Source organism: Chryseobacterium lathyri (genome assembly GCF_019970085.1).
GTDB lineage: Bacteria > Bacteroidota > Bacteroidia > Flavobacteriales > Weeksellaceae > Chryseobacterium > Chryseobacterium lathyri.
This window is the reverse complement of sequence record NZ_JAHXYG010000005.1, coordinates 131,133-146,563: the sequence shown is the minus strand read 5'-3', so window position 1 is coordinate 146,563 and position 15,431 is coordinate 131,133. Positions and strand designations below refer to the sequence as shown.

The following is a 15,431-nucleotide window of genomic DNA, read 5'->3' as shown; positions in this document are numbered from 1 at the left end:
AAACTCGCAGGATTTTCTACGAGTTTTGTTTTATTGAATTGGAATTATTCTTCATCTTCAGGATTACCTTCATCTTCTTCATCCTCATATTGTTCGAGGTAATAAGTGAAGCTGAAATCTTCTGTTTCATCTTCTGCATCTTCAAGAGTTGTCAGAAGATCTTCAAAGATCTCAAGCTGGTCTACCGTCATATTCACAAATTCAATGTGAAGCGGCAGCTCCAATCCTCCGGTAATAATGTCGGAAAGAGCATCAAGATTATCTCCAAAATGTTCTGGAAGACTAACTTTTTCCTTTAATTGGGTATAAAAGTCTTCATAGTCTCCTATGTCTGTAAAATCGATATATATTGTCTTCATATAGAATTAAATTTCCAGTTTTTATTGATCAAAAATGTTTTGCATTTATTGCAGAAATCTGTTTCTTCATCGGTAGGATTTCCTCCTTCTGCATCCCTCATAAAACATGTTTTTTCGGGACAGTGTTTTAATCCCTGCGTATGTCCGAGTTCATGAATGGCTATTTTAAAGAACTGTTGATCGGTATTATTTCTGTTGAGTCTGTATTGAGAAGCTACACAGGCTTTTCCTGGTCTGTAACCGAGTCCCATAATCCCATAGTCTTTTATTTTACCTTTGGTAACGCTTATATCTTTTGAGGTTAATCCAATGGTTACAAAGCCTTCTTTTGTTCTGCTGCTCAGAAATTTAATGATAGAATCTGCCCTGTAGCGGTTCCTGTCTTTGTAGTATGCATTCTCAGGAAGGTCAATTGCTTCAAGAATTTTCACATTCGGGTAGACATTTCTGATTCCTTCAGAAGTTTTCTTCACATTTTCAGAGTTGATATCTTTGAACGGTTGAATCAGTATGGTTATAGGTTTATTGTTCCTTACAGGTGGCTGCTGTTTTTCTGAGCATGAAAATGCTAAGAATAATGATGTCATAAGGACATAAAGACTATTGCTTCTCAAAACTTTTATAATGGTTTTTAGTCAGATAAACATTACCATTTTCCGTAAAGATAATCCGGTCTGCATTTCGGTTTCCACAGCTGTAATTCACATCAGCTTCATAATATTCTTCACCCTGAGGAAGTTTCTTTTCGCGGTTTCCGAACTTATCTCCGCCTATAGCCTTGCCTGGCAATACATCGCAGAGGTTACCTTTTGAAGCATTCCAACCCTGTTTTCTAGCCTCATTTTTAGTGATATAATAATCAGGAAGTCTGTGATTCTGCTTTACATAATTAATGACCGTTTTCTCCTCTGTGAGCCGGTCAATAGGCTGCGAGGGATGGTTTGCATTATTACTTTGAGAATGTGGAGATTCACTTCCATAGCTTGTAGCCTCTGTTTTTACAGTCTCTGTATTCCCCTTTTTGTCTGCAATAAAGTTATTGTAGATATACATCGCGGACATTCCGAAAAGAAGTCCCAGACAAATAAAAAATACTGACCTTATTTTACCGTTCATATATACATCTTATCATTCAAAACTAATCGTTTCTCCATTCCTCAGGAATATCACAAACCGGAATAGGATTTATTTTATGCTGAGCTGCTTTATGCATTCGGTCAAAAATTAAAAATACCTCTTTATCGCGACCCTCATAATCCTCTGCAGTTTTAGTTCCGTATTCTTTTTGAATTTCCTCCAGTTCCGGATATGTTGCTCCGATTTGATCTTCGTCGGTTCTGTCTGCATCCCAAAGTCCGTCTGTCGGAATTGCATTTTGAATACTTTCGATAAGGTTTAATCCTTTTGCCAACTTATAAATCTCAGTTTTATATAGATCAGCAATTGGAGAAACATCTACACCACCGTCCCCGTATTTGGTATAAAATCCGATTCCGAAATCCTCCACTTTGTTTCCGGTTCCGCAGACCAAAAGCCCGTGAAGCTGCCCAAAGTAATACAATGTCAACATTCTGAAACGGGATCTGGTATTGGCAAGAGCAAGATTGTTACTCCATCTTCCTTCAATATGATCTTCAACGACATCTTCAAAAGTTTCAAAAACAGGAGTTAGATTGATGGTTTTACCCTGAACGTTTGGAAATCTTTTTTTAAGATCTTCAATATGATCCTGAGCACGGTTGACCTGGTCCTGTTTCTGACGTATCGGCATTTCGAGAAGCAATACTTCAAGTCCGGTCATTGCACAAAGCGTGGAAACTACTCCAGAATCTACACCCCCGGAAACACCTATTACATATCCTTTTACATTAGCTTTTACAGCATAATCCTTTAACCATGCTACAATATGATCTATTACTTTTTGAGTCTGCATTATTTATTTTTTTAGTCTATTACAAATTCTTTAGGCATTTCTACGCCTTTTACATTTTTTAATCCGTCTTTTATCATTTCCACAGCCATTGCATTCACTTCACGAATTTCAAACGGAAGAGAAATCCAAAATTAATGGTTTTTTTGTAACCATACTATGGTAAATATTTTTCACGTCTGAGTTCATACCAGTGACAGACTCCATCAGGTTCTGTGAATTCACCTGTTTTTTCAAAGCCTAATTTCTTTAAAATATGATTGGATCCTTCATTTCCGGAATGGGCATGTGCGTAGATCACATCAGCTTTCATGTCATTAAAACCAAGCTCCAGGGATGCTTTTGCAGCTTCCAGTGCATAACCTTTTCCCCAGAATTCAGGTAAATAACGGTAGCCAAGATCGAGTATGTTTTTATAACCATTGATCTCTTCGGTCAGTAATTTCAGCCCGCTCCAGCCAATCAGCAGCCCGGTTTCTTTTTCAATGACAGCAAGCCTTCCTATGCCGTTTTCTTGATATTGCTTCTGAATCATTCTGATTACAGCTAATGATTCACTTTGTTCTGTGAGTACCGGAACGCCAATATATTTCATCACTTCCGGGTTAGAATCCAGCAGAAATATCCGTTCAACGTCTGATTCTTCAAATTTTCTTAAAATAAGTCTTTCTGTTTCTAGTTTCATGGTCATAATTATTGTTCAGCTCCGAAAATGGTTATATCAGTTTTCACTCCTTTCTTGATGTCTGATTCCTTCATTGGATTCCCACCTATATTCAGTGTTTGAAGGGCTGGATTTTTTGAAATGTCAAGTTTCTGGATCTTATTGTGTTCTACGTTTAATTTTCTTAAATTTTTGAGCGGAGTGATATCAACCGCTTTTAGTTGATTTAAAGATAATGTTAATTGATCAATTCTTGGGGTTTCCTTTAACGAAATACTCTCCAGAAGATTGTTGTCAAGATACAGTGAAGCTAAGTTTTTAAGACCTTCCGCCCTGAAAGAAGATATTTTGCATCCTGTACAGGAAAACAGCTCGAGCTGTGGTAGTCCCATAATCGAAACATTCGGAATGGTATTATCATCAAGCACGATCATCTTGGCATTGCTAAAAAGGAGCATATCATCAGCTGATGTAATGCCTTTCTGAACCAGAAACAAATTGGTGATCATATCAGCTTCCAGTTTCTCCAGTGAGCCATTTTTATTGAGATCAAAATTTTCAAGGACAGCTTTTTCAAAGTTCGGATCCTTAAAATTAAGTTTTTGGGCACGGAAAAGAAAAAATTCTGAAATAATAAGGCTGAAAGTTGCAAATATTTTAATTTTCATCATCGAATGTGTTTTTAATCCTTATTTTTGTACACTTAAATTTCATGTAAAAATAATGAAGATTTTTAGAATTATTGCCCTTTCTTCTATTTTGGTTCTCGCTTTGTATTCCTGTAAAAAAGAACCTGAGAACCAATGGAAAATAGAAGTAAAAGCACCTGCCGAAAAAGTTGAGATGACAGATATTTCCAAAGAATTCTATAATCAGGATATTCCTCTGGACCAATTCAAAGCTAAGTTTCCCTGGTTTCAGGGAACGGTTTCCGATGCGGATTTTGGAAAAAGAAGATCAGATGCAGAAGAGATTAAGATCTATAAAGAAGCAGCTGCTAAAATAGATCAGGCGAAACTTCAGAAGGAGCTTCAGGATCTGTTTTCTCATATCAAATACTATTTTCCACAGTTTAAAAGTCCTAAGGTTTACCTTTTTTCATCAGCACTTCAGATGGTTCAGGATCCTATTTTTTACGACTCAAAAGGGAATCTTCTGTTCATAGATATTACCGGCTTTATGGGAGATGGCAATGCCAATTACAAAGGACTTGAACTATATTTTCAGAAATCGATGAACCCGCAGAATATTATTCCGAAAGTTTCACAGATTTTCGCCGAAAGTATTGTGACGGAATCCCCTGATCATCAGAAATTCATAGACAAAGTTATTTTGAACGGAAAGATCATGATTTTGCAGGATGCTTTTCTTCCGGATACACCGGATTACTTGAAAATGAACTATACCAAGAAACAATACGACTGGGCTGTTGCCAATGAAGCCAATATCTGGAATTATTTCGTAGAAAGTAACCTGATCTTCGGCGATGATCCAAGACTGGTAGAACGTTTCATTTCTCCGGGACCATTCTCAAAATTTTATACGGAAATCGATAATGAATCTTCACCTCAGATCGGAATTTTTACCGGATGGCAAATCTGTAAAGCCTATTTTAGACAAAAACCTGAAACTAAACTTGTTGATTTTTTAAAGCTTGATGCTACCAACATCTTTAATGAAGCGGTATACAAACCTAAAACCCCGTAATAGTAATAGTCAAAATAATATAAACCTTCAAAGTAATTTGGAGGTTATTTTTTTGATTTGAAAACTCAGGGTTTTTGCATCTTAATAAAGCGAAATTTTTTTTTACATTAATCAGCATTTTCAGATGAAGATAAGTTCGTAGAAATTTTAGATAAGCTGAAGAAGTAGTAACTTTGCGGAAAAATTTTAGATTGATATGAGAAAAACTCAGATTACAATAGATGTAGAGTTGGATGAAAATCACATTCCTGAAAATATAACATGGAATGCCCAGGATGGCGGTGTGGAAAAAGAGGAAACAAAAGCAACAATGATCTCTGTTTGGGATGATAAAACAATGGAAGCTTTAAGAATCGATCTTTGGACAAAAGAAATGCCGGTAGACCAGATGAAGATGTTTATTCACCAGATTTTGGTATCTTTAGGCAGTACGTACCAGAGAGCTACCGGGGAAGAGGATGTAGCGCAGTGGCTGGAGCAGATTGCAGACGAGTTTGCTATAAAATCAGCCATCAGAATGTAATATCCAAACTGCACACCAATCACAAAATTATATGAAAAAAGCACTTTTACTCATCAGTACAGCGGTATTGTTGGCCGCGTGCGATAAAAAAACCGAACTCAAAGAAACCAAAACAACAGATTCTGTTGTAACGGCTGAAAAACTTCCGGCTTCTGAAAACAAAGATCTTTCCGGTACGGAGAAGGTTTCTGAAAATGCGGATATGGAGATCACCTTATTCAAAGAAAAAGAAATCCCTGCAGACATGCTAAAGGGAAGCCTTCACCCACACGATATGGAAGGCGAATCTGTCATGGAGCTTGTTCCAAGCATGGACGATTTCATTAAAGGAAACGGCTCGGATATTGCTTATATAGATGATTCCCTGAAGAAAATAATTCTCAAAATCAACGGGAAATTTGAGCAGCTGAAAGAAACAGGTAAAGATAAATACGAAAATAGTGAATACCTGGTTTCTTTTACAACCACAGTTCCCGATAAAGTTCCGGAAGAAATAGACGTTCTTGCGTATGCTTTTAACGGAAAACTGGAAGTGAAAAGAAAATCTGATAACGTTTCAAAGAGCCTTGATTTTTTCATGGGAGGCTTATAAAAAATAAAAATATTATGAATTTTAATACAAAAGTAATTCACGGAGGGCAGCATCACGAGTCTGCAACAGGTTCTGTTAATGTTCCTGTATTTTTAACTTCTACATTCGCTCAAAAAAGCCCGGGAGTACATTCCGGATATGAATATTCAAGAGCTGCCAACCCTACAAGACAGGCTTTGGAAGACTCTCTGGCAAGCATTGAGAACGGGGCAAGAGGACTTGCTTTCGGTTCAGGACTGGCTGCCATCGACTGTGTTTTGAAACTACTGAATCCGGGTGATGAGGTAGTAGCAGTAGATGACCTTTACGGAGGTACTTACAGAATGTTTACAAGACTTTTCGAAAAATATCAGCTTAAATTTACTTTTGTGAACTTTGATGATGTTTCGAAGATTGCTGATGTAATCACGGACAAAACAAAACTGATCTGGGTAGAAACCCCTACCAATCCTTTGATGAAGCTGGTAGACATCAAAGCGGTAGTGGAAATGGCAAAAGGAAAAGATATCCTGGTTGCTGTGGACAATACTTTTGCAACACCATATATTCAGAGACCTATTGATCTGGGAGCAGATATCGTTATGCACTCGGCTACAAAATATTTAGGCGGACATTCAGATGTTATCGCCGGAGCACTGATCGCAAAAGATGCTGAACTGGGAGAGAAGCTTCACTTTATTCAGTTTGCGAGCGGTGGTATTTTAGGACCTCACGATTCTTACCTTGTTTTAAGAGGAATCAAAACTTTAGCATTAAGAATGCAACGCCATTCAGACAACGGACTTGCTGTAGCGAAGTACCTTGAAACGCATCCTGCAGTAGATAAAGTAATTTATCCGGGACTGGAATCTCATCCTCAATATGAGCTTGCCAAATCCCAAATGAAAGAATCAGGAGGAATGGTTTCTTTTACGTTCAAGTCAGGGAAAAAAGAAGATGCTGTAAAATTCCTTGAGAAAGTAAGAGTGTTTACTCTGGCTGAATCTCTAGGAGGGGTAGAGTCTTTAGCGAATCACCCTGCATTGATGACGCACGCTTCCATTCCTGCCGATAAACGTGAAGAATTAGGTATTACAGACGACTTAGTTCGTTTGAGCGTGGGTATCGAAGATGCTGAAGATCTGATTGCAGATCTTGAGAAAGCTTTTTCTTAACACTTTAAAATAAAATATAATGAGAAAGATTCAGTTTTTTTTGATCTTAAGTTTTGTCAGTCAGATGGTATACTCACAGGTAAAAACTACCGACGAATTGTATAAGACAGCTAAAAAGCTGGACAGTCTGGTATTTGATGTCGGATTTAATAAATGTGATCTTTCTCATTATAAATCTATAGTCAGTAAGGATCTGGAATTTTATCACGATAAGGGAGGAATTACTTCCGGTGAGCCTGCTTTTACCGCTTCTATTAAAAACAATATCTGTGGTAACCGAAACAAAGTAAAGCGTGATCTCGTGCCTAATAGTATGAAAGTCTATCCTTTATACAACAATAATGTTCTGTACGCTTTCATAGAAGAAGGAGAACATGAATTTTTCGAATTTTCCAATGGCAAATGGAATCAGGGGAGTAGGGCGAAATTTACTATTTTGTGGATTCTGGAAGATAAGCAGTGGAAGATGAAAAGGGTATTGAGCTACGATCATCATTTATAATCATATGAAAAACACCAGAAAGGCAACCTTTGAAGATGTGAATCAATTGGCAGAATTATTTGACCAATACAGAGTCTTTTATCACAAAGAATCTGATATTCCTGCAGCTGAACATTTTCTCAGAGATAGAATAGAAAACAAAGATTCCGAAATTTTTGTAGCAGAAGAAGACGGCAAACTAACAGGATTTGTTCAGCTGTATCCAATATTTTCATCCACAAGAATGCAGCGATACTGGCTGTTGAATGACCTTTATGTTAATGAAAACCATAGAGGCAAAGGCTATTCCAAAGAACTGATCGAAGAAGCCAAAGGGTTGTGCAGATCATCCAATGCCTGCGGAGTTCTCCTGGAAACAGGAAAAAGCAACGATGTGGGAAACCAGTTGTATCCCGCCTGCGGATTTGAACTCTATGACTCTGTGAATTTTTATGAATGGACGAACAGGGAAATGGAACAAAAGTAAATTGTGAATGATCAATAGTGAATTGTGAATTTCACTTTACATATCATTCATCAATTATAATTTATCACTTATCATTAATAACTTATAACTCGAAAAAGCATGTCTGATTTTCAAAAATACGTACAAAGATATCTGGACCAGATTCCTTCAGAGGACTGGATTGGAGAATTAAAATTATCAGGAGAAAAAACAGTAGAAATATATGCAGCTCTTACAGAAGGACAGTCTCTTTTTGCCTATGCAGACGGAAAATGGACCCTGAAAGAACTTTTACTCCACCTGTCTGATGCCGAAAGAATATTTCAGTACAGAATTCTGGCTTTTGCCAGAGGAGAAAAAGCCCAATTGCCCGGCTTTGATGAAGAAGAATATGCTGCGGCCTCTTTTGCCAATAACAGATCATTGGAATCCCTGCTGGAAGAATACAAACTTGTAAGAAAGTCTTCACAAATCCTCATTGAAACCCTTGAATCCGGTGTTTTAAATAATACAGGCATAGCTAATGGAAATAAACTGGCTGTGGAAACAATCGGGAAACTGATCGTGGGACACAATTATCATCATTTAAATATTATTAAAGAGAGATATTTGCCGGGCTTGAAATAGGGTTTGGGATTTGTAGAATGAACAATCAGGAACAAAGAGATAAGATCTATGATCCATGATAATTCGTGAATGATATTTAAATTCAATAGGAACGGGCTTTAGCCTGTTTTTTTTTGGATAATCAGTCAAATATGGCTTTAGCCAAAATATAGATTAAAAAATATTATTTTTGGTTAAAACAACACAAATGTCATTTATTAAAATTTATATTCATCTTGTTTTTTCCACAAAAAACAGAGTTCCACATCTGGATACATTTGATTTGAGGGTTAAAGTCTGGAAACATATCAAGGAAAATGCTTCTCAAAAAGGAATTTATTTAGATATGGTTAACGGCTATTCAGATCATTGCCATTGTCTGATTTCACTAGGATCAGGTCAGAATATGGAAAAAATAGTACAATTGCTAAAGGGAGAATCTTCTTTTTGGATTAATAAAAATCAACTTACTCGGGAAAAATTTTCATGGCAGGATGAATATTTTGCCGTTTCTGTTTCGGAGTCAAAGGTTGAGACTGTGAGAGAATATATTAAGAATCAGGAGAAACATCATCAGAGAAAAAGTTTTAGAGAAGAATATCAGGAATTTCTTGAAAGGAATAATTTCTTATAGGTTTTGGCTAAAGCCAAATGTTATGGAACCTTATTTTAAACGGGCTAAAGCCCGTCCCTATTGAATTTTTGTATACATATTTTGTCAAAAGCTTGTACATTACTTTTAAGAGACCAATATATTCAATAGAAATGGGCTTTAGCCCATTCAACAAAAGAAGACCTATTATTTAGGCTTTAGCCCAATTTAAAACATTCATCTAAACAAAAACATTTATCCTATATTTTTTGGATGAACCTTCTTGTTTTTTTACCTTTATACAGGTTTTTATGCCTTATTAAATTATGGAAAACATTATCGAAATATTAAAATCCGGCGGAACGATTCTTTACCCTACAGATACCATTTGGGGAATAGGTTGCGACGCCACCAATATAGAAGCTGTCAATAAGATTTTTGACATCAAAAAAAGGGAAAAAAACAAATCCATGATCATTCTGGTGGAATCTGAAAAGAGACTTCAGGATCTTGTGGATGTTCCGGAAATGGCTTGGGAAATTATTGACCTAAGCGAAAAACCGGTCACCATTGTTTATGAAAATCCACGCGGGCTTCCGAAAGAACTCCTTGCTGAAGACGGAAGCATAGGAATAAGGCTGGTAAAAACTGATTTCTGTAAAAAACTGATCACCAAGCTAAACAGACCTTTGGTTTCCACTTCCGCCAATTTCAGTGGGGATAAAAGTCCTTTGAAGTTTTCCGATATTTCTCCGGAAATAATTAAGCTGGTAGATTACGCAGTAGAGGAAGACAGAGAAAAAGTTTCAAAATATTCGGGTTCTTCCGTGATAAAAATATGGAGTGATAACAGAATTAAGGTTCTTCGTGAGTAAAAATTCTATAATAATTCCTTCATTTTAAAATCTTGTCAATGTATATCGGCAGGATTTCTTTTTTTTAATTTCTATCTTTGCATTCTTCAACTGATAAAAGAAGTGCCATGAACCACCAAAATTTTGCTGAAGAATGGATCCGTGCCTGGAATTCTCATGATCTTGAAAATATACTGTCTCATTATGCCGAAGACATAGAGGTGACAACACCAATGATTGCCTTGGCTACAGGAGGAAAAGAGAATACATTGAGGGGAAAAGAAGCGGTCCGTGAATACTGGAGAAAAGCACTGGACAAATTTCCCGATTTGCATTTTGAATTAATAAGATCAACAGCAGGCGTCAATTCGGTGGCATTGTTCTACAAATCTATTATGGACAAACATGCTGTGGAAGTTATGTTTTTTGACGATGGAGGAAAAATTAATAAAATGTATGCCCATTATGATTAATGGAAAAGATGCATTGACAGAAAAAAGACGATCTATTTATTAACGATGAAAATTAATCTTACCCAAAATAAAAATTTAAAACTATTTAAGATCATTGCTGATGCTGCGGAAAAGAATAATCAATCCGTATACATTGTCGGTGGTTATGTCCGTGACCTCCTGATGAAGAGGACTGCATCTACAGATATAGATTTTGTGACGGAGCAAAGCGGTATTGAGCTTGCCCAGACTGTTGCGAATGATATTGATCCTAAATTAAAAGTTTCTGTCTTCAAAACGTACGGAACAGCCATGATCAAATACAAAGATCTTGAGCTTGAATTTGTTGGAGCCAGAAAAGAAAGTTATACCGAGAACAGTCGAAAACCTGAAGTAGAAGGCGGGACACTTGAAGATGATCAGAAAAGAAGAGATTTTACCATCAATGCCATGGCGATTTCTTTAAATAAAACTAATTTCGGAGAACTGATAGACCCTTTCAATGGTGTTGAAGATCTGGAAAAAAGAATTTTGAGAACTCCTTTGGAACCGGCACAAACCTATTCTGATGATCCATTGAGGATGATGAGAGCCGTTCGTTTTGCTTCAACATTAAATTTTGTCATTGAAGAAAAATCGCTGAACGCTATAAAGCAGGAAGCAGAAAGAATCAAGATCGTTTCTATGGAAAGGATCATGGTTGAATTCAATAAAATTATGATGTCCAAAAAACCTTCTGTAGGATTGGGATTAATGGAAGAAACAGGCCTTTTAAAGCTGATCATTCCCGAATTGATTGAGCTGAAAGGAGTAGAAGAAGTAGAAGGGCAGACCCATAAAGACAATTTCTACCATACCTTAGAAGTGGTGGACAATATTTCTCAAAATACAGATAATCTTTGGTTACGCTGGTCCGCTTTGCTGCATGATGTAGGTAAAGCGCCAACCAAAAAATTTGTAGAAGGAACAGGATGGACTTTCCATGGTCACGAGTTTTTAGGCTCAAAAATGGTGAAGACTCTTTTCCACCGATTAAAACAGCCGTTGGGAAGCGATATGAAATATGTTCAGAAAATGGTAAAGCTTTCATCCCGCCCAATTGCCCTGATCACCGATGATGCTTCAGACTCTGCATTGAGAAGACTTTTATTTGATGCCGGCGAAGACCTGGAAGATCTGTTTACCTTGTGTAAAGCAGATATTACCACCAAAAACTCCAAAAAGCAGGACAGATTCAAGAAGAATTTTGAGTATGTAGCAGTGAAGATCAAAGAAGTGGAGGAGAAAGATCAGGTGCGCAATTTCCAGCCGCCAATCACAGGAGAAGAGATCATGCAGATGTTTGATCTTAAACCCGGAAAAGAGATCGGAATCCTTAAAGAAAAAGTAAAAGAAGCCATCCTGGAAGGTGAGATTCTCAATGATAAGGAAGAAGCTGAAAAGTTTGTGATTGCAGAAGCTGAGAAGCTAGGATTGAAGTGTAATTAAACTTAAATATAAAAAGGCTTCGGCGGGACTTTGTCCCGCCGAAGCCTTTTTTATCAGTAAAAACAAAATCAGGCCGCTTCGGAGAAGCGGCCTGAAAAAAAACACAAATGATGAAAAAAAATAAAATTTATAAATAATACCGAAGTATTAATATCTTAGTTTGCATAGACTGAATTTGAGCCTATACCCGTTGTAAATGATCTGATGATAGCTCCTGAGGTATTGTAAACTACAATTTTGCTGGCCTGGGTAAATCCATTGGAATCCGAAGTGAAAATTTTGTCATTGATCACGCTGAATCCGTATAAAGCAGAATACGCATCAACACTGTTTGCTACAGTAAACAGCGGCGATGTAGGTGCTGTTGTAGCGCTCATATCCATCTTGTAAACGTTTTTCCCAGAAGTGAAATAAAACTTACCATTGGCAATTTCAAGATTCGTAGCATTGGCAATACCTGTTAAAGTAGTTGTTTTTGTAATGCTTCCTGTGCTTGAGATCTCGTAGATATAAGAATCTGCTGTTCCCGCAGCAATAGCATATACATTCTGATTACTTGAAATGATCTTGTTGATATTTCCTGCCGGTAATGTAATCGTAGACTGAACATTGTTGGTAGAAGTATTGATGTAAGAGATCTTATTTCCAAAGCCAAATGAAGCATTCTGTACAAAGATATTGTTTCCGGCTTCTACAATTCTTTCAGCAGCATCTGTGAAAGTGATTTTTTTGATGAAAGAACGGTCTGAAACTTTATAGATGCTTACATACTTGGCACCTAAATATTTATCGTTTGTTACATAAATATTGTTGTTGGCAAAAGCCATATATCGCGGAGAATTAAGTTCAGCGGTAATCTCGCCATTCGCCTTAAAATTGTAACGGTTTGCGATTTGGATCTTATTAGAATTATTCAATAACAGATAAGCATTTTCACCATTGAAAGCAACCATTTGTAAAACATCACCTAGTTTTGCTCCTCCGTTATTAAGGGCAAAAACATTATCCTGTTTAAGGTTTAGGTCTGCACTTACAAACGTTACGTCACCTTCAGGTTTTCCGAAAGTACCTTCATTAGCAATTAAAAAACCATTGCCATAGAATATTTCCTGCTCATCATTATTATCACTGCTACAAGACACGATGCCTAAAAGGAGTGTAAAAGCAAAAAGAAGAGGTAGAAGTTTGTTCAGTTTCATAATATTTTTAAGTTTAAAAATTAATAGTTGCATACATACTGTAATTCCTTTTCGGCATCGGATACAAAGATACCGTCTGATAAACTGCATTGGTAACATTGTTCACTTTAAATCCCAAAGTGTATTTTTTGAAAAGTGAGGCCGAAATTCCTGTATTTAAAATAAAATAAGGATCAATAGCTGTAGACCTTTGCTCATCCGTAGTCGTATAGGTAAGACCGTTGAAAAGTCCCTGTGCGTATAGCTTAAGGAATGAATAGCCATACTCAATATTTCCGACAGCTTTATGGATCGGAACATACATCATCTGCATTTCAGTATTCTTGTTGACAGATTTCGAATATGTGTACCCTGCATCCAGCTTCAGAGCATGTTTCCCGAATTTTTTGTTCCATTTAACCTGTGATTCCAATCCGTAAGATTCAACTTTATACGTATTCACAGGTGCCCAGTATCCATAAGGTGTAGGAAGCCAGTTGATGAGGTTTTTGATGTCCATATAATAAGGACTCAATGTAATTTTAAAATCTCCTAAGCTGAACTCATGGCTCATGTCAATATTCGTGGATGTTTCAGGAAGCAAATTCAGATTTCCTCCCGGCTGCCAGTAAAGATCATTAAAAGAAGGATATCTGAAGTTTCTTGAAAAACTGGCTCCCATACGATACCATTGTAAAGCATCCCATTTTCCCGAAAAAGAATACAGAAGCGGAGAAGAGATATCTTCCACAAAATCCTTCTTGATCCCGGCTTCAAAACGAAGCTCCTTCGTGGCAAAATACCTGATTAAGCCGGATAGGGAACCTACATTTCTGCTGATGACTCCAATTCCGGATTGATAACCTTCCCCTTTATTCACCTGAAATTCCCCGATAGCATTGATGTTGATCTTTGGAGTGATGAAATAGTTGAAATCATTTTTGAAAATATAATTCTTTCCTTCTGCACCGCTTGCTTTAGGCTGGTTAAGATCCGAAAAATACTGGAAATTATCTTCTGTATAAGCTGCTTTTAAGCTGTTTGAAAGATTACTTTTATTGATATCCCATGCGATCAGGCTTCTTAAAGTCTGCGCGTTATATTTTGTTCTGTTTCCGATTTGTTCAAAAACAGGATAATGCTGTGATGCATCGAACATCTGGTTCTGCCATGAAATAGTCTGGTGATCAGCAATTTTATAAGAAGCTCCGATGTTAACTGAAGTATTGTAATATCTGCCGTTAACATTATAAAATCCCGTACTTCCTACAACAAATTCAGGAACTTTATAATCATTCTGACTCGTTAAATAGCTCCCGGAAACTTTAACGCTTAATTTATCATTGCTGAATGAAGCCTGCAGAAAATTATTATAAGTATCAAAAGAGCCCGCCTCCGAATAAACAGAACCTTTGAAGCCCCTGTTGAAATCCAAAATATTATTTAAATGAATACTTCCTCCAATAGCTCCGCTGCCATAAACAACACTTCCGCCACCCGCTTTTATATCAATCTGATCATATCCGAAAAGTGGAATATTATTCACATCTCCTTGCCCCAAAAAGCTGGAATTAATGTTGATTCCGTTCCACACAAAAGCAGTCTGCTGAGCTGTTGTTCCCCTAAATGAAGGAGAAGAAACCGCCCCACGGCCATTTTCTTTCACATAAATAGAAGACTGAAAGCGTAAAAGTTCAGAAAGATTGGCTGAGTTTTTCTCGAGATCTTTTGGAGTGATCGTACGTACCGGATGGAAAAGCTTTACCTTGCTCATCTGGCTGTCGAAAATATAAATGGTGTCAACCGCCTTCTCCTGTCCGAAGAGAAAGCTGCCGTAAGACGAACAAAGTAGTAATAAAGACCTTTTTATATCCATACTATTTTACTTTTCCTCCGAAAGTAATACGTTTTTAGTTATAATTTTGGCAGGTCTCCTGACTTTCGCTTTCTGCACCTTCCCGTCTGAACAGTGGTTTTTTACAGAAATCTTATTGCGATTTACAGTTGCGGGGACAGTCTGGGAGTTACACCCAATTCCCTATTATTTCCAAAATGCTGGAAACCAAAATTTTTGCAAAGATAACTTTTTAAAATTATTGCGCAAAAAAGACAAAAAGTCAATTGTGAGTGGTCAATTGTGAATAGTGAATGGTGAATAGTGAATTTTGCTTCGCAGGGAAATTTTTAAAAAGTATAAATGATCAGTATTGAACATGACACTACAAAATTGAAAATAATCCTTAAATTAACAATTCACTTGTAAAATAAAATTGACCATTGACAAAAGTATGGTATTTGAAATCTTGATTTTTGGTTTTTGATTCTTAAAACTTTAATTCACCATTTACTTGCGAAGCAAAATTCACTATTCACATCAACCAAAAT

General features: G+C 36.8%; 19 protein-coding genes and 1 riboswitch. Of the genes, 11 read left to right on the top strand and 8 right to left on the bottom strand.

Annotated features, from left to right (window positions below; genetic code table 11):
• Window positions 1–44: 44 nt before the first annotated feature.
• The 6 genes from LC418_RS16565 to LC418_RS16540 form a co-directional block, all read right to left on the bottom strand.
• Window positions 45–359: a barstar family protein gene (locus LC418_RS16565; RefSeq protein ID WP_111956765.1), complete on the bottom strand. Its 315-nt coding sequence runs from the start codon at window positions 357–359 to the stop codon at window positions 45–47.
• Window positions 356–946: a matrixin family metalloprotease gene (locus LC418_RS16560; protein WP_223559958.1), complete on the bottom strand. Its 591-nt coding sequence runs from the start codon at window positions 944–946 to the stop codon at window positions 356–358. Before LC418_RS16560 ends, LC418_RS16565 begins: the two co-directional genes overlap by 4 nt.
• A 13-nt stretch (window positions 947–959) precedes the next feature.
• A complete protein-coding gene (locus LC418_RS16555) occupies window positions 960–1,475 on the bottom strand; it encodes a ribonuclease domain-containing protein (RefSeq protein ID WP_223559957.1) in 516 nt (171 codons plus the stop codon).
• A 22-nt stretch (window positions 1,476–1,497) separates the two neighbouring features.
• The gene (nadE, locus tag LC418_RS16550) at window positions 1,498–2,292 is read right to left on the bottom strand and encodes an NAD(+) synthase (RefSeq protein WP_116010855.1); all 795 of its coding nucleotides are present in this window, start codon (window positions 2,290–2,292) and stop codon (window positions 1,498–1,500) included.
• Between the two features lie 154 nt (window positions 2,293–2,446).
• Window positions 2,447–2,974 carry a GNAT family N-acetyltransferase gene (locus LC418_RS16545; protein WP_223559956.1) on the bottom strand — a complete coding sequence of 176 codons (528 nt, stop codon included), beginning with the start codon at window positions 2,972–2,974 and terminating at the stop codon, window positions 2,447–2,449.
• A gap of 8 nt (window positions 2,975–2,982) precedes the next feature.
• Entirely contained in the window at window positions 2,983–3,624 is a 642-nt protein-coding gene (locus tag LC418_RS16540) for a leucine-rich repeat domain-containing protein (protein WP_223559955.1), read from the bottom strand.
• A 52-nt stretch (window positions 3,625–3,676) separates the two neighbouring features.
• On the opposite strand from LC418_RS16540, the gene gldB reads away from it, so the two are divergent.
• The 11 genes from gldB (at window position 3,677) to LC418_RS16485 (ending at window position 11,868) form a co-directional block, all read left to right on the top strand.
• Window positions 3,677–4,660 (top strand): gliding motility lipoprotein GldB, encoded by a 984-nt coding sequence (gene gldB / locus LC418_RS16535; protein ID WP_111956775.1) that lies wholly within the window; start codon window positions 3,677–3,679, stop codon window positions 4,658–4,660.
• A 196-nt stretch (window positions 4,661–4,856) separates the two neighbouring features.
• The gene (gene gldC / locus LC418_RS16530; RefSeq protein ID WP_111956777.1) at window positions 4,857–5,183 is read left to right on the top strand and encodes a gliding motility protein GldC; all 327 of its coding nucleotides are present in this window, start codon (window positions 4,857–4,859) and stop codon (window positions 5,181–5,183) included.
• A gap of 31 nt (window positions 5,184–5,214) precedes the next feature.
• Window positions 5,215–5,775, top strand: a complete 561-nt coding sequence (locus LC418_RS16525) for a hypothetical protein (protein ID WP_223559954.1) — start codon at window positions 5,215–5,217, stop codon at window positions 5,773–5,775.
• A gap of 11 nt (window positions 5,776–5,786) precedes the next feature.
• The gene (locus tag LC418_RS16520) at window positions 5,787–6,929 is read left to right on the top strand and encodes a cystathionine gamma-synthase (protein WP_262484397.1); all 1,143 of its coding nucleotides are present in this window, start codon (window positions 5,787–5,789) and stop codon (window positions 6,927–6,929) included.
• Window positions 6,930–6,948: 19 nt separating this feature from the next.
• Entirely contained in the window at window positions 6,949–7,431 is a 483-nt protein-coding gene (locus LC418_RS16515) for a nuclear transport factor 2 family protein (RefSeq protein ID WP_111956781.1), read from the top strand.
• A gap of 4 nt (window positions 7,432–7,435) precedes the next feature.
• Window positions 7,436–7,897 (top strand): GNAT family N-acetyltransferase, encoded by a 462-nt coding sequence (locus LC418_RS16510; RefSeq protein ID WP_223559953.1) that lies wholly within the window; start codon window positions 7,436–7,438, stop codon window positions 7,895–7,897.
• Window positions 7,898–7,996: 99 nt separating this feature from the next.
• Complete coding sequence (locus LC418_RS16505) at window positions 7,997–8,503, top strand: DinB family protein (RefSeq protein ID WP_223559952.1); 507 nt, start codon at window positions 7,997–7,999, stop codon at window positions 8,501–8,503.
• Between the two features lie 187 nt (window positions 8,504–8,690).
• Window positions 8,691–9,116: an IS200/IS605 family transposase gene (tnpA, locus tag LC418_RS16500; protein ID WP_223559951.1), complete on the top strand. Its 426-nt coding sequence runs from the start codon at window positions 8,691–8,693 to the stop codon at window positions 9,114–9,116.
• Between the two features lie 284 nt (window positions 9,117–9,400).
• A complete protein-coding gene (locus tag LC418_RS16495) occupies window positions 9,401–9,949 on the top strand; it encodes an L-threonylcarbamoyladenylate synthase (RefSeq protein ID WP_111956789.1) in 549 nt (182 codons plus the stop codon).
• A gap of 107 nt (window positions 9,950–10,056) precedes the next feature.
• Entirely contained in the window at window positions 10,057–10,401 is a 345-nt protein-coding gene (locus LC418_RS16490) for a nuclear transport factor 2 family protein (RefSeq protein WP_223559950.1), read from the top strand.
• 45 nt (window positions 10,402–10,446) lie between these two features.
• Complete coding sequence (locus LC418_RS16485) at window positions 10,447–11,868, top strand: CCA tRNA nucleotidyltransferase (RefSeq protein ID WP_223559949.1); 1,422 nt, start codon at window positions 10,447–10,449, stop codon at window positions 11,866–11,868.
• 155 nt (window positions 11,869–12,023) lie between these two features.
• On the opposite strand, the gene LC418_RS16480 is transcribed toward LC418_RS16485, so the two are convergent.
• Window positions 12,024–13,067, bottom strand: a complete 1,044-nt coding sequence (locus LC418_RS16480) for a DUF5074 domain-containing protein (protein WP_223559948.1) — start codon at window positions 13,065–13,067, stop codon at window positions 12,024–12,026.
• A gap of 13 nt (window positions 13,068–13,080) precedes the next feature.
• Window positions 13,081–14,922, bottom strand: a complete 1,842-nt coding sequence (locus LC418_RS16475; protein ID WP_223559947.1) for a TonB-dependent receptor plug domain-containing protein — start codon at window positions 14,920–14,922, stop codon at window positions 13,081–13,083.
• A gap of 31 nt (window positions 14,923–14,953) precedes the next feature.
• Window positions 14,954–15,128: riboswitch (cobalamin riboswitch) on the bottom strand.
• Between the last annotated feature and the right edge of the window lie 303 nt (window positions 15,129–15,431).

What these genes read in the sequence shown, in the direction of transcription:
- gldC (WP_111956777.1), top strand. Translation starts at nt 4,857, where the DNA reads ATGAGAAAAACTCAGATTACAATAGATGTAGAGTTGGATGAAAATCAC.
- nadE (WP_116010855.1), bottom strand. Translation starts at nt 2,292, where the DNA reads ATGCAGACTCAAAAAGTAATAGATCATATTGTAGCATGGTTAAAGGAT.
- LC418_RS16540 (WP_223559955.1), bottom strand. Translation starts at nt 3,624, where the DNA reads ATGATGAAAATTAAAATATTTGCAACTTTCAGCCTTATTATTTCAGAA.
- LC418_RS16525 (WP_223559954.1), top strand. Translation starts at nt 5,215, where the DNA reads ATGAAAAAAGCACTTTTACTCATCAGTACAGCGGTATTGTTGGCCGCG.
- LC418_RS16485 (WP_223559949.1), top strand. Translation starts at nt 10,447, where the DNA reads ATGAAAATTAATCTTACCCAAAATAAAAATTTAAAACTATTTAAGATC.
- LC418_RS16505 (WP_223559952.1), top strand. Translation starts at nt 7,997, where the DNA reads ATGTCTGATTTTCAAAAATACGTACAAAGATATCTGGACCAGATTCCT.
- LC418_RS16490 (WP_223559950.1), top strand. Translation starts at nt 10,057, where the DNA reads ATGAACCACCAAAATTTTGCTGAAGAATGGATCCGTGCCTGGAATTCT.
- LC418_RS16475 (WP_223559947.1), bottom strand. Translation starts at nt 14,922, where the DNA reads ATGGATATAAAAAGGTCTTTATTACTACTTTGTTCGTCTTACGGCAGC.
- LC418_RS16515 (WP_111956781.1), top strand. Translation starts at nt 6,949, where the DNA reads ATGAGAAAGATTCAGTTTTTTTTGATCTTAAGTTTTGTCAGTCAGATG.
- gldB (WP_111956775.1), top strand. Translation starts at nt 3,677, where the DNA reads ATGAAGATTTTTAGAATTATTGCCCTTTCTTCTATTTTGGTTCTCGCT.
- tnpA (WP_223559951.1), top strand. Translation starts at nt 8,691, where the DNA reads ATGTCATTTATTAAAATTTATATTCATCTTGTTTTTTCCACAAAAAAC.
- LC418_RS16545 (WP_223559956.1), bottom strand. Translation starts at nt 2,974, where the DNA reads ATGAAACTAGAAACAGAAAGACTTATTTTAAGAAAATTTGAAGAATCA.
- LC418_RS16510 (WP_223559953.1), top strand. Translation starts at nt 7,436, where the DNA reads ATGAAAAACACCAGAAAGGCAACCTTTGAAGATGTGAATCAATTGGCA.
- LC418_RS16480 (WP_223559948.1), bottom strand. Translation starts at nt 13,067, where the DNA reads ATGAAACTGAACAAACTTCTACCTCTTCTTTTTGCTTTTACACTCCTT.
- LC418_RS16555 (WP_223559957.1), bottom strand. Translation starts at nt 1,475, where the DNA reads ATGAACGGTAAAATAAGGTCAGTATTTTTTATTTGTCTGGGACTTCTT.
- LC418_RS16495 (WP_111956789.1), top strand. Translation starts at nt 9,401, where the DNA reads ATGGAAAACATTATCGAAATATTAAAATCCGGCGGAACGATTCTTTAC.
- LC418_RS16560 (WP_223559958.1), bottom strand. Translation starts at nt 946, where the DNA reads ATGACATCATTATTCTTAGCATTTTCATGCTCAGAAAAACAGCAGCCA.
- LC418_RS16565 (WP_111956765.1), bottom strand. Translation starts at nt 359, where the DNA reads ATGAAGACAATATATATCGATTTTACAGACATAGGAGACTATGAAGAC.